15 protein-coding genes and 1 riboswitch are annotated in these 11,752 nt (G+C 41.2%); of the genes, 5 read left to right on the top strand and 10 right to left on the bottom strand.

Annotation, left to right across the window (positions count from 1 at the left end):
- Positions 1-413 precede the first annotated feature (413 nt).
- The 3 genes from OCU87_RS05465 to OCU87_RS05455 form a co-directional block, all read right to left on the bottom strand.
- Positions 414-578, bottom strand: coding sequence for a hypothetical protein (locus OCU87_RS05465; protein WP_164488541.1), 165 nt, complete (start codon positions 576-578; stop codon positions 414-416).
- A 558-nt stretch (positions 579-1,136) separates the two neighbouring features.
- On the bottom strand, positions 1,137-1,352 hold the full coding sequence (locus OCU87_RS05460; RefSeq protein WP_062688490.1) for a helix-turn-helix domain-containing protein: 216 nt from the start codon (positions 1,350-1,352) through the stop codon (positions 1,137-1,139).
- Complete coding sequence (locus OCU87_RS05455) at positions 1,353-1,886, bottom strand: DUF2975 domain-containing protein (protein WP_261857962.1); 534 nt, start codon at positions 1,884-1,886, stop codon at positions 1,353-1,355.
- Between the two features lie 156 nt (positions 1,887-2,042).
- Between OCU87_RS05455 and OCU87_RS05450 the strand changes: the two genes are divergently transcribed.
- Both OCU87_RS05450 and OCU87_RS05445 read left to right on the top strand, forming a co-directional pair.
- Positions 2,043-3,245, top strand: a complete 1,203-nt coding sequence (locus tag OCU87_RS05450; protein ID WP_062688488.1) for an aspartyl protease family protein — start codon at positions 2,043-2,045, stop codon at positions 3,243-3,245.
- A gap of 101 nt (positions 3,246-3,346) precedes the next feature.
- The gene (locus tag OCU87_RS05445) at positions 3,347-3,736 is read left to right on the top strand and encodes a hypothetical protein (RefSeq protein ID WP_261857961.1); all 390 of its coding nucleotides are present in this window, start codon (positions 3,347-3,349) and stop codon (positions 3,734-3,736) included.
- Between the two features lie 92 nt (positions 3,737-3,828).
- Here the strand turns inward: OCU87_RS05445 and OCU87_RS05440 are convergent, their stop codons facing one another.
- The 5 genes from OCU87_RS05440 to moaA form a co-directional block, all read right to left on the bottom strand.
- Positions 3,829-4,365 carry a hypothetical protein gene (locus tag OCU87_RS05440; RefSeq protein ID WP_062688486.1) on the bottom strand — a complete coding sequence of 179 codons (537 nt, stop codon included), beginning with the start codon at positions 4,363-4,365 and terminating at the stop codon, positions 3,829-3,831.
- Positions 4,366-4,982: 617 nt separating this feature from the next.
- Complete coding sequence (gene moaE, locus OCU87_RS05435; RefSeq protein WP_261857960.1) at positions 4,983-5,432, bottom strand: molybdopterin synthase catalytic subunit MoaE; 450 nt, start codon at positions 5,430-5,432, stop codon at positions 4,983-4,985.
- Positions 5,433-5,434: 2 nt separating this feature from the next.
- A complete protein-coding gene (moaD, locus tag OCU87_RS05430) occupies positions 5,435-5,680 on the bottom strand; it encodes a molybdopterin synthase sulfur carrier subunit (RefSeq protein WP_062688482.1) in 246 nt (81 codons plus the stop codon).
- Positions 5,677-6,156, bottom strand: coding sequence for a cyclic pyranopterin monophosphate synthase MoaC (gene moaC, locus OCU87_RS05425; protein ID WP_062688480.1), 480 nt, complete (start codon positions 6,154-6,156; stop codon positions 5,677-5,679). The genes moaD and moaC overlap by 4 nt, the downstream gene beginning before the upstream one ends.
- A gap of 61 nt (positions 6,157-6,217) precedes the next feature.
- A complete protein-coding gene (gene moaA, locus OCU87_RS05420) occupies positions 6,218-7,207 on the bottom strand; it encodes a GTP 3',8-cyclase MoaA (protein WP_062688478.1) in 990 nt (329 codons plus the stop codon).
- Positions 7,197-7,368, bottom strand: a riboswitch (molybdenum cofactor riboswitch). It overlaps the preceding gene by 11 nt.
- A 202-nt stretch (positions 7,369-7,570) precedes the next feature.
- Between moaA and OCU87_RS05415 the strand changes: the two genes are divergently transcribed.
- The 3 genes from OCU87_RS05415 (at position 7,571) to yvcK (ending at position 9,653) form a co-directional block, all read left to right on the top strand.
- The gene (locus OCU87_RS05415; protein ID WP_062688476.1) at positions 7,571-7,798 is read left to right on the top strand and encodes a hypothetical protein; all 228 of its coding nucleotides are present in this window, start codon (positions 7,571-7,573) and stop codon (positions 7,796-7,798) included.
- A gap of 168 nt (positions 7,799-7,966) precedes the next feature.
- The gene (locus OCU87_RS05410; protein WP_062688474.1) at positions 7,967-8,542 is read left to right on the top strand and encodes an LON peptidase substrate-binding domain-containing protein; all 576 of its coding nucleotides are present in this window, start codon (positions 7,967-7,969) and stop codon (positions 8,540-8,542) included.
- Positions 8,543-8,753: 211 nt separating this feature from the next.
- On the top strand, positions 8,754-9,653 hold the full coding sequence (gene yvcK / locus OCU87_RS05405; RefSeq protein WP_062688845.1) for a uridine diphosphate-N-acetylglucosamine-binding protein YvcK: 900 nt from the start codon (positions 8,754-8,756) through the stop codon (positions 9,651-9,653).
- Here the strand turns inward: yvcK and OCU87_RS05400 are convergent.
- Entirely contained in the window at positions 9,615-9,974 is a 360-nt protein-coding gene (locus tag OCU87_RS05400; RefSeq protein ID WP_062688472.1) for an Hpt domain-containing protein, read from the bottom strand. The two genes, yvcK and OCU87_RS05400, sit on opposite strands and share 39 nt — an antisense overlap.
- Positions 9,975-9,984: 10 nt before the next feature.
- On the bottom strand, positions 9,985-11,382 hold the full coding sequence (gene luxO / locus OCU87_RS05395) for a quorum-sensing sigma-54 dependent transcriptional regulator LuxO (RefSeq protein ID WP_439126486.1): 1,398 nt from the start codon (positions 11,380-11,382) through the stop codon (positions 9,985-9,987).
- Between the last annotated feature and the right edge of the window lie 370 nt (positions 11,383-11,752).

Here is an 11,752-nt window from a genome sequence, read left to right as displayed (position 1 = left end):
TTCTTCGGTAGGCGTCTAATGTTACGCAATATTCACATCGTTAATCCTAAACAATGTAAATCTAACCGAAGAATTGCTCAAAACACTAACAGGCATTGAAGTAATTTGCCACAAAACTATCACAAAAAGCAGTATTATTCTTAATAACAGCTGAACAGGCAGTTACATCCACCACAAAGAAAGTCAGTTTCAGACAAAGTGTTTGTGATTTAGTAAAAACAAAGAAAGATCCGCCAAATCAGCCAAAAAAGGCTCATTTTTGAATAAATAATTATTGTTTTGCATAAATAACCAGCATTTTCCACCAGTACTAACAGCAGAACACAACATAGTCAGCAACAACGATCACATTCTCGTAACAATAAAAACAAAAAAAGCGCCAACACGGCGCTTTTTAATAATAAGTCTCAATTCTATTTATTTTGGCTATCAATGTTAATTAGTTGTTTGTCTGGATTGACCGATTGCTGTTTTTTCTCTAGCAATGCTTGTTCTTCATTTTCATGGTTATCTTGACCAATACCCACTTCAGCCAACAATTGCTTCATGCGTTTATTTGATACACGTCTATGTTTCATTCAACCCTCCAATGTTAAACAGTGCCAAACGTATTTCTGTTTAGCACTAATAAGCATGGCACAATTTGTGCGTGTCTCAGGTCACTTTTAATAACAAAAAGGCATAAAAAAAACACCAATAGATTAACTTTTCACATCGCTGTTTTTACGAAGAATTCAAGTACCTACAACCACTCAATGACGCTACTATCAGAAATGAGAGTTGCATTAAGAGTTTTTCCTGGCTTTTTATGCTTTTTCTCATTCCGTTCCCGTTCCGTAAGTAGAAGTCGAGAGTTTACATATGAGACCAGCTGGTTGTTTCTCACGCCCAAGTCCTTCCCGTGTTCGTCATGGCTACGTGCCACCAGCGCATAAAGCGAAAGACGAAGCAAACAGTGCTAAATAAGTTACTCGTTAACACATACAGCACAACCTCGTAGCCCCTGATTTCAGGGGCTATTTTTTTTGTCTGTGGCACAAGCCCGCAAACAACAAGTACATAAATACCGACAAAGGTTTACATTTTATAGAAGACATAGCGGTTATTAGACGTACTCACCAGGCCAAAAGCCCTCTTTAATCCTCCTTCTCAGGCACATACTCTAAAATATCACCAGGCTGGCAATCTAAGTGAAGGCAAATGGCCTCTAGTGTTACGAGCTTTACCGCTTTGGCGCGCCCGTTTTTAAGAACTGACAAGTTTTGCTCTGTGATACCCACTCGTTTTGCAAGCTCATTTGAACGCATTTTTCTTTTCGCTAGCATTACATCCAGGTTGATTATTATCGCCATTTAGATTGTTAGCTCACTTTCTTCATGGAGCTCTACCGCTCTTTCCATAACTACCGCAATAACACGTACGATAAAGCCAATCACCATCATAGTAATATCAGCATCATTGGTCTCTGCGGATAAGTTAAACCCTTCATTATCAAGTGTTAAAACTAAACTCACGAGTACATCCCCCACTACACTGACAAACGGAGAAGCAATCAATAAATAACTTAGCTTTTTGTAGCAGTCTACATTTTTACGTTTAAAAATCGTACCTTGCTCATATAGACGAAACAGAACAATAAGTTGCCACAGTAATGCCACAGTCAAAAAGGCTGAAAACATACTCGGGATAAACCCTAACAAAGAGCGCATCACGGGAAGCGGTAAAATCACCTCGACAGGAAATGTAACTGTAAGGCAATCGAAGTTATCACCTAGTAAAGTAGGAACGAACCAAAATGCAGCGTTCACTACAGCAACAAATATTAAAGATAACCAGAATAAAATAAGCAACTTACGGCTAAAGCTACTGATTGATTGTTGCGACATAATTCACCTAACTCCCAAATAATTTGAGTTTATCTTACTCAATAAAAATCAAAAAACAATAAAAACTTACCGTTTTACGATAACTTTTTATTGACCAAGGTGATACCACTCATTAGCCTAATAAACATGTAAGTAAGAAGAGCCCTAAGAGCCCCTATGAAAATACTCACCTTATTGCTAGCTATTGTTTTCATCACTCCTTTAGGTGCATATGCATCTATTCTGGATTCCGGTGAAATATCGAAAGCTCATTACTCTGTCTCTCTACCATTTAAGCTCGTTGATAACATGATGATTGTCTCTTTACCGATTAAGGGCAAAAACTACCATTTTATGTTTGATACGGGCGCTACAAATGTACTCAGCAATCAAGCCATTAAAGAACTAGGTCTAAAGAAACGTAGCTACACAATAAAGCTTCATGACATTAGTGGTGAGGAGCGTGAATCAAAATTATATAAAGGGCCAGATCTGCACATAGGCGATGTCTCTTTTACAAATTTCGACTTTGCAGCACTAGATACATTAAAAGATTTTCCAATGTCATGTTTTAAGCTCGATGGAATACTTGGGTATAACTTGCTACGCCACCCTGCAGTGGCTATCGACTTTCAAAAAAATGAAATTACGCTGAGTAATGCCTACCAAGGAAACCCTGTGTCGGAAGGCTATAACCCCATAGGTTTTTCTTTCTATAATGATGACGCTCCTCAAGTCGCTATATTTCATCAGTTTGGCGACCTTCTTCTTGGTATTGATACCGGCAAAAATAACGGCATTACTTTCAATCATCCTGAAATGCTATCGGTATTAGAAAACCTCGGATATAAACCAGACAATCGCTATACAATAGATGCACTTGGCATGTATGGCTTAAAAGAGTATGACGTACGAGACTATACGCTCAGCAATATGAACATCGGCCGTGTTGTGCTAAACGATACAAGGGTAACAGTTCAAGTAAAAGAAGGGATATCTCTCGCTGGTGTGGGCTTTCTCAGTTACTTTAAAACCATTATTGACTTCCCATCCCGAGTGCTTTGGCTCAAGCCCATTAGTAAAGAAGAAGATGGATTATCTTTACCCAGATATGGCTTCAACTTAGATCTAACACCAGATGGAAAGCTTTTAACGTCACATGTTGCTAAGGGGATGCTCGCTCATCAAGCAGGGCTGAAGAATGGTGACCAGATCATCGCCATCAATGGTTCGAATAAGTCTATTTTCTCTCAGAATGATTACTGCAACGTCTATCTCGACAAATCCAATAGTTTGTATATCAGCCGAAGTAAAAGATTGAATTTAACCGTTCTTCGGAAAGGTAAACAAAAAGACATTAGTATTTATTACAAAAAATAATATCAAGCAAAAAGAAGCAACGACACAGAAGTGTTAGTGCCGCTTAAACACATCGACTCACTGGCATCATTAACCAAATAAAATAAGCCAAAGGATCATTCATGAAAACACACTCTTTATTAGCCGCGTATTTAACGTTATCAGCCTGCCCCACTTTTGCTGGTGAAACATTTCTAACAGAGCTAAACAGCCAAGCTACAATTGCAAAACCCACAGAGCTTGTAGCATTAAACAATCAAACGCTAGCCGCAGAATCCACAGACTGGCAACCTTCTGCGTATTCAACCAGCACGACACCAACGCAGCAACAACTCAGTGGCGATGACTGCGTATACATCACACAAGATCAATTAAGCGCTAAACAGAGCCAACAGAAAAAAAATGATAGCGCATGTTATATCACCCAATTTCCAGGCCAAGGTATAGAAACTCACATGCAATCTAACGAAGACGGTGAGATGAGCATGGGTGTGAAGTGGGAATTTGACTAAAAGACTATCGATTATATCTCCGCCCCAATAAAAAGGCCGAATAATCGGCCTTTTTATATAGATTGTGTCTCGTCCTAAATAAGGTTGGCGCTCTAATGAACAGGGATCTTAGCGACCCATATTTCATGCTTATCTTGGATGAACTCATGATTCTCAGACAAGTTCTTTAAGTAAGCAAAGCGGTGATGACCTTCCAGTAAATTAAATGGCGCTTTTAGTACACGGCCATTGGTGGCGTACAAATCACGCTCATACTCAAGTACAATCGGTGCTACAGGCCAGGTTCCAGTGTCTTGCATGTTTTGTACAAGCCAGCTGCGCTGAAAAATAGGGTTGCTCATACGACGAGATAGCTTATCAATCACATCATCATGTGGTGTACAGATCTCAGATAAGATCTTATCACTGCTCCACGACTGTTTCGTAAAACTCATCGCACTGAAGTCTAGCCATCCCCAATTGCACAGTACCCCCTTCCAGTGGCGATAAAGCCACTGCTCTAATACTTCATCAGGAAACTGCGGCAACATGGTATGTGCTCGCACGCGCCAAGTATCCCAAGATTCACAATGACGTTCACCAAAGCCTTCTGGGGCAATGTCGTAGAGTAAGCGATCGCTCCTGATCATAATGTCTCTCCTTCTATTGCATGATACTTAATCGCGTAACACATTTAACACACTCAAATAAAATATAACCATTCACATATACAGGTTATTTATGCTGTTAAATTGAACATAGCACAGTGTTTTATGAAACAAAACCCGAATATACAAGAAAGATTATTCACACCTCCAATTCACCACTCTAAGCCCCTAAAATAAAGGAATTCAAACTTAAATCTCAAGCTAAAACAAGCGTAATAAATTAGCAAAAAGTGTCTTTTATATTCATAAGCAGCTAAAAAAAGAAATGAATGCTTATCTAAATAACAGTTTTTACGCCTTTCATTAGAAAAAGCAACAAATGAAAATGTAGTCAAAATAGCATTCAAGAATATCAATTCAATTGATGAGCCAAACAAAATATTGCCCAAGAAAACAGGTAGAGCTAGGCATAGGATTAAACTAACAAGAAGGATTTAATAATGGGTAGGATTGATATACATCTGCCGTTTCACGACAACATATTATTTGAGTAGAGCAATGCGCTTAAAAATTAGCACGCAGGACAGGAAATGAAGCCATAAAAAAAGGAGCTAATAAGCTCCTTTCTCTCAATACTCACTTTATCGCTAAATAATCGGTTAATCTTGATTCCAGCGATCTGCAGCGCTTGTGTCGGTATCACGCGCATCAACCCAACGAGTTGCTTCCGCTGTACGCTCTTTCTTCCAAAACGGCGCTTGTGTTTTCAAGTAATCCATAATGAACTCACATGCCTGAAAAGCAGCGCCACGGTGTGCACTTGATACGCCAACAAACACAATTTGATCGCCCAGCTCTAAATCGCCTACACGGTGAATGACACGTGTAGCAATTAATGGCCAGCGCTCATTCGCTTGCTCAACAATTTTCTCTAGCGACTTTTCCGTCATGCCAGGGTAATGCTCAAGCGATAACCCAGTAACATCGTCACCTTGGTTAAAATCACGCACTTTACCAATGAAAGTGACAACAGCGCCAGCACTGGTACCTTGCGCTAAGCGCTCGTATTCTTCAGCAACAGAGAAATCTGCTTCTTGTACTGAGATCATTCTTAACCCCCAGTTACTGGCGGAAAGAAAGCCACTTCGTCACCATCGGTAATCGCGCTATCTAACGCACAAATGGTTTGGTTGACAGCAACAAGCAGTTTACCTTTCTCTAAAGCTAATTCCCACTTATCACCGCGTTGTGCTAAATGTTCACGTAGTGCATCAGCCGTTGTAAATTCAGCAGCAATCTCAAGTTTATCAGTACCCACAAGCTCTTTCACTTGGGCAAAGAAAAGGACGTTAATCATGCTTCCACCTTAAAATGACCTGATTTACCACCCGTTTTTTCAAGTAGACGGACTTGATCTATCACCATGTCTTTCTGAACAGCTTTACACATGTCATAGATAGTCAGCGCCGCAACAGATGCTGCAGTCAGTGCTTCCATTTCAACACCTGTTTTACCTGCCAATTTACAGCAAGATTCAATGCGTACTTTGCTTTCAGCTTCAATGGCTTCTAACTGCACTTCAACTTTAGAAAGCAGCAATGGATGACAAAGAGGGATCAAATCCCATGTTTTCTTAGCGGCTTGAATGCCCGCAATACGTGCTGTTGCGAAAACATCACCTTTATGGTGATCGCCAGAAACAATGAGTGCTAACGTTTCAGGAGCCATATGAACAAAAGCTTCAGCGCGAGCTTCACGGACAGTGTCAGTTTTCGCAGAAACATCCACCATGTTCGCTTCGCCAGAAGCATTGATGTGGGTAAATTGGGTCATGTTTTTGAGTTCTCAGAATGATGTTCGCACAGAGTAAGCATGCGCCTACTCTGCGATAGAATTAACCGCCAATAGAGGCTAGGTGTGGGGTCATACCCGTGTTTCCGTCTTGCAAAAAGTGACTTACTGATTTTTGTTGCAAACCGCCTTGAATGCGGGCAATTAAAGCATCACGTTGCTCGTTTTGCTCTAGTAAATCACGTAATTCGATACCTTGGTCACCAAATAGACAAAGGTGAAGCTTACCTTTTGCAGAAACACGCAGACGATTACAACTTTGGCAAAAGTCTTTTTCGTACGGCATGATGAGGCCAATCTCACCCATGTAGTCTGGATGACAAAAAACCTGAGCGGGGCCATCATTGCTGCTTTTGAGTTTCAAAATCCAGCCATTCGCAATCAGGTGATTACGAATACTTACCCCTGAGACATGGTGTTTCTTGAACAAATTGTCCATCTCACCGGTTTGCATTAACTCAATAAAGCGCAATTGAATTGGACGTGTTTTGATCCAATCAAGAAATTTAGGCAACTCTTGTGAGTTAAGGTCTTTAAGCAAAACGGTATTGATTTTCACTTGCTCAAAACCTGCATCAAAGGCAGCGTCGATCCCTTCCATCACCTGATTAAACATATTCTCGCCAGTGATCTGGTAGAACATTTTAGGATCAAGACTATCAACACTGACATTAATGTTGGTTAAGCCAGCTTCGCGCCATTCATGCACATGCTTAGCCATGCGGTAACCGTTAGTCGTAGTAGCGACTTTGGTAATACCAGGCTGATCAGCAACAGTACGAATAATGTCGGTAAAATCACGGCGTAAACTGGGTTCACCACCTGTGATTCGGACTTTAGTTGTACCACACTGTGCAAACGCGCCAGTGACACGCTCGATTTCATCAAGCGTTAGGAATGAGGGTTTCTTATGACCTTCCGGACGGTAACCGTCAGGCAGGCAATAAGTACATTTAAAGTTACACACATCGGTAACAGAAAGGCGTAAATAATAAAATTTACGCTGAAAACTATCTTCAAATTGTATTGCCATTGGACACCTTTCCAAATACGGGAGGCCGTTTCATTTCTAAAACGACCCTGGTGACAATCAGTCACTGGCATTGATCACTTATCGCATTCAGTTCGTAGAGATAAAGATATCCATAGAACAAATAGCAACTTAGCAATCAAGGCTCGGAGCTATGGCTGCTATCGCAGAGTGAAGAACAAACACCAAAAATGGGCTTCGACAATGAGCGATAACGGCTAAATCTTATTATTAAAAGTATCAGAGATTTTGAATTATTGACAAAATCAATGAAAAAAACGTGCTGCATTCTACCTTTCATGGTGATTCACGACAATACTACTAAAGTGAATATCGGTAAATTTTCTTAATAAATGTGAGGTTATTATGGTCAATATTATTGAGTCCGCAACACTGGACGACATAGCACTCTACTTGCAACGTGAAGATGGCATAGAGCCACAAGCCGCTTATCGCGAGGCACAAGGCGTCATCGACAACTTTAATGACATGATGGAGAAAGGCCTTATCAAGGGGTGGTACTTTGATGAACTTGGACACCTTGAGCTGTTACCCAGTGATAGTGCGATGCGAACTATCTGCAACACTAAGTAATTCGCATTTTGCATAGGTTTTCGTAAATTGCGATTGCAAGTTGAGAATAGAAAGGGATTTTTATGCGCTAAATAACAGCTAACAACATATATGTAGCCTTTGGCAGTTTCGGCATCACTTATGCATTGTCTTTAATATCTAGAATCAATAACAAAAATGGAGCAGACAATGGCTAATTTAATCCCAGTATTATTCCAAAAACGTCACGTGTTACCTAAAGGGAAGATGCCAATGAGGGTTGCTCCAGGATCGCAAATGGAATCCTTTAAGCACGCTCTTACCTCTGATATTGGTTTTGGTGTTTGTATGATTGACGACAATAACTCATCGCATTACACCCAAATTGGTACACGAGTAACCGTGGAAGATTTTGACACATCCAAAAACGACGGCGCTTTAATCGCAACCTTATATGCACATGAAAACTTCTGCATAAAATCACTTGAACAGCATGATGAAGATGGGGCAATTTTTGCAGATTTTAAGTCTTTACCACAATGGCCTGAAACGGAAATCGCAAATGACCAACAGCTGCTCGCGGACAAACTGCAAATCATGTTTGACAAATACCCAGAACTTGCTGGTCTTCATCAACACAAAGAATTTAATAACTTGAGCTGGCTCTGTCAGCGCTGGTTAGAAATATTGCCCGTACCGGCGCAAGAGAAACAAGCATTGATCAATACGCCTAATTGCTTAGATACTTGTGATTATCTGATGAGCATGATGCTAGAACCACATTAGCCTACTTTTGCTCCACCAGCGATTACTGCTCTATAACGACTGCCAATTTCCTTTCTGCTAGCCCCCTTCATGGGGGTATTTTTTTGTACTTTTTTATCCGTCCAATAACACATAAAGTGACAGCACTGTCATATTGAAAACAGCAGCGTGTATTCTGTAGATGGATTAGGTACACTGATTTACGTCTATGATCACAATTAACTGCAACAATATGACAAATTCCACATCTAAAAATTCGACTAAGATCGTTGCCATTGGTGGCGGCCATGGTTTAGGCCGTATGCTATCTGCGTTGTCAGACTATGGTTCTCAGGTCACTGGTATTGTTACTACCACAGATAATGGCGGCTCTACTGGCAGGATCCGTGCTTGTCAGGGTGGTATTGCATGGGGTGATACCCGTAATTGTATCAATCAATTGATCACCGAGCCGTCAGTCGGCTCAATGATTTTTGAATATCGCTTCAAAGGAACGGGTGAGCTAAGTGGTCATAACTTAGGTAACTTGATGCTAACAGCATTAGATAACATGAGTATTCGCCCTTTAGATGCCATCAATCTTATTCGTGACATGCTAAAAGTTGAAACGCATATTGTGCCAATGACAGAGCACCCTGCGGATTTATCAGCCATGACACCAACGGGTGAAATTATCCATGGTGAAACCAGCGTAGATGAATTAAGTGAAGTGCCTCAACGTTTATATGTTGAGCCAGCGGTACCCGCCACAAAGGAAGCGGTTCTAGCCATAGAAGATGCCGACCTTATATTACTTGGCCCTGGTAGCTTTTTAACCAGTGTTATGCCGCCATTACTGCTAAAAGAAATTGCAGCAGCTCTTAAAGCCTCTTCTGCGCGTATTATCTTTATTACAAACTTAGATAATGAAAAAGGCCCAGCAGGAATGATGAGCCTAGAAACGATGCTGCACTGGTGCGAACGTGCAATGGGTGGTCGTTATGTTGATGGTATTATCACAGAAACCAACCTATCAAACATTCCACCACGCTATGAACAGTTTGTGGAAGATCTTGCGGCCAGCAACCATAATTGGCGACATGACCGCACAAAACTAAAGAATGCGATCGATAAACTGGTCGTCAGCCGCTAAGGCTTTATATTCTTTTGCCATACCTTGCACCATTTGTCTGAATTCAGGCAAATGGTTTGTCATCCATTCATCTTGACCTTGCTTGACGCGTGATTCACATTCTTGTGCCATTGCCGCTAATTCATCCGCCCCAAAACTTGCAGCGCTGCTTTTTATGGCATGGCTAATTTCACCCACTTGATTTACAGACGGTTTATCTGAAAGTTGATGTAAATATTGGTGCAGTTCGTCACTGAACACATTAAATAAGAGCGAGACTGTTTCATGACCAACTTCATCAGCTAGTCGCTTAATTGTATCTGCATTAATTGCTGTCGCCATAACTCGCTCCCTATTTACTACCCGCGACTTCTTGCCAGGTTTGTAATTTTCGATAAATGGTAGATGGACTTACTTCCAGTAAACCCGCTGCGCGTGGGATATTGCCGTTGCAGGCATCAATGGCAGTTTCAATTGCCCTTTTTTCGACAATCCATAGTGGTTCTATAATTTGCCGCTCATCACCACCCACAGGCATTAATTGTTGTTTCGCCATCGGTGTTGGCGAAACGGCTTCTTGCTCTGATGCAATTTCAACGCCATTTCTCAATTTAAGCTGAGGTGGCAACATCGCTAATGACACTTCATCGCTGTCATTAAGCACGACAATATTACGAATAACATTCTGTAGTTCACGAACATTACCCGGCCAATTGTATTGATTGAAAAAATTAATCACTTGATCTTCAAAGCGACTGAAGTTTTTAGTTTCTTCTAACGACATCAAAGCCAACAAAGCATGCGCAATCTCTATAACATCATCGCCCCGTTCACGTAATGGCGGTAACGTCACGGGAATAACATGAAGACGATAGTATAAATCCTCACGAAAACGCCCTTCTTGTACTTCCATCCAAGGATCTCGGTTAGTTGCACAAACAAAACGAACATCGACCACCTGCGTCTTGGACGACCCCACTTTTTGATACGTCCCCGTTTGAATGAAGCGAAGTAGCTTACTTTGTAAGTCCAGATCCATTTCACATAGCTCATCGAGGAAGAGAGTCCCTTTATGTGCAAGCTCAACAGCACCTTGTCGTTCGGTAGAGGCCCCTGTAAATGCCCCTTTCATATGCCCAAACAATTCACTTTCAATAAGCTCTTTCGGAATAGCGGCACAATTTAAGGCAATAAACGGCTTGTCATTACGTGGACTGGCCGCATGAACAGCCTCAGCGCAGACTTCTTTACCTGTACCACTTTCACCGGTAATAAAAACCGTCGCTTTACTTGAAGCCGCAGACTCAATCACTCGGTAGACTGCTTGCATCGGTAAACTATTGCCAATAAAACCTTGGTACTGCGCGCCCCCCTGCTTAGACTCGGTGCTTTTACTTGTTTTTTGCTCTTGCTTAAGTGCATTGTTCACCGTGATACGTAGTCGATCGGCTTCACATGGCTTAATCAAAAAATCTTGCGCGCCATAACGCATCGCTTCTACAGCGACATCAATAGAACCATGAGCAGTCATGATCACCACTGGAACATTGCCATAATCGCGCCGTACAGACTCAAGTACTGCCATACCCGTCATATCGGGTAAGCGAAGATCGAGTAAAATAAGATCCGGCACCGCTAATGCGATCATGTCCAGTGCTTCCTGCCCTGTACCGACAATATCAACCTGAAGGCCAAGTGGATTAAGATATGATTTATACAGCGCTGCAACAGATGCTGTATCTTCAACCATAAGCACCTGGCGCTGTTTACTTTTGCTTTCCATTGCGACCTCCTAAACATCCTTAAATTAAGTGTAATCAAAACCCAAAAACAATGGCTATAAATTTTTTGCTTTCTATTATTCTCATTTCAGTTTGCAATTCGGTTCGCAAAATGCAAATTCCTTTCTCAGTGTAGAATAAAATTAGGCTAAAAACATTACAAAGACCCTGAAAAAAGTACATTTATACGTCCACAAAAAAGTTGGCACAGAGACTGCAATAGATAAAGTGACTCGTATGAGTCAACCTAGCCAACTGACGTTGTTTGTGAATACTTTCACTAAAACAATGACGCCAACCGAATTCATTACGGTTGGCTTTTTTTTGCCTGCTAGTTAA

It is taken from the genome of Photobacterium sanguinicancri (genome assembly GCF_024346675.1).
In the GTDB taxonomy this organism is placed as follows: Bacteria; Pseudomonadota; Gammaproteobacteria; order Enterobacterales; family Vibrionaceae; genus Photobacterium; species Photobacterium sanguinicancri.
This window is presented reverse-complemented; position numbering and strand designations above follow the sequence as displayed.

Excerpts from the sequence above, each read along its gene's own strand:
- OCU87_RS05465 (WP_164488541.1), bottom strand. The coding sequence starts at position 578 with ATGAAACATAGACGTGTATCAAATAAACGCATGAAGCAATTGTTGGCT.
- OCU87_RS05460 (WP_062688490.1), bottom strand. The coding sequence starts at position 1,352 with ATGGCGATAATAATCAACCTGGATGTAATGCTAGCGAAAAGAAAAATG.
- OCU87_RS05455 (WP_261857962.1), bottom strand. The coding sequence starts at position 1,886 with ATGTCGCAACAATCAATCAGTAGCTTTAGCCGTAAGTTGCTTATTTTA.
- OCU87_RS05450 (WP_062688488.1), top strand. The coding sequence starts at position 2,043 with ATGAAAATACTCACCTTATTGCTAGCTATTGTTTTCATCACTCCTTTA.
- OCU87_RS05445 (WP_261857961.1), top strand. The coding sequence starts at position 3,347 with ATGAAAACACACTCTTTATTAGCCGCGTATTTAACGTTATCAGCCTGC.
- OCU87_RS05440 (WP_062688486.1), bottom strand. The coding sequence starts at position 4,365 with ATGATCAGGAGCGATCGCTTACTCTACGACATTGCCCCAGAAGGCTTT.
- moaE (WP_261857960.1), bottom strand. The coding sequence starts at position 5,432 with ATGATCTCAGTACAAGAAGCAGATTTCTCTGTTGCTGAAGAATACGAG.
- moaD (WP_062688482.1), bottom strand. The coding sequence starts at position 5,680 with ATGATTAACGTCCTTTTCTTTGCCCAAGTGAAAGAGCTTGTGGGTACT.
- moaC (WP_062688480.1), bottom strand. The coding sequence starts at position 6,156 with ATGACCCAATTTACCCACATCAATGCTTCTGGCGAAGCGAACATGGTG.
- moaA (WP_062688478.1), bottom strand. The coding sequence starts at position 7,207 with ATGGCAATACAATTTGAAGATAGTTTTCAGCGTAAATTTTATTATTTA.
- OCU87_RS05415 (WP_062688476.1), top strand. The coding sequence starts at position 7,571 with ATGGTCAATATTATTGAGTCCGCAACACTGGACGACATAGCACTCTAC.
- OCU87_RS05410 (WP_062688474.1), top strand. The coding sequence starts at position 7,967 with ATGGCTAATTTAATCCCAGTATTATTCCAAAAACGTCACGTGTTACCT.
- yvcK (WP_062688845.1), top strand. The coding sequence starts at position 8,754 with ATGACAAATTCCACATCTAAAAATTCGACTAAGATCGTTGCCATTGGT.
- OCU87_RS05400 (WP_062688472.1), bottom strand. The coding sequence starts at position 9,974 with ATGGCGACAGCAATTAATGCAGATACAATTAAGCGACTAGCTGATGAA.
- luxO (WP_439126486.1), bottom strand. The coding sequence starts at position 11,382 with ATGGTTGAAGATACAGCATCTGTTGCAGCGCTGTATAAATCATATCTT.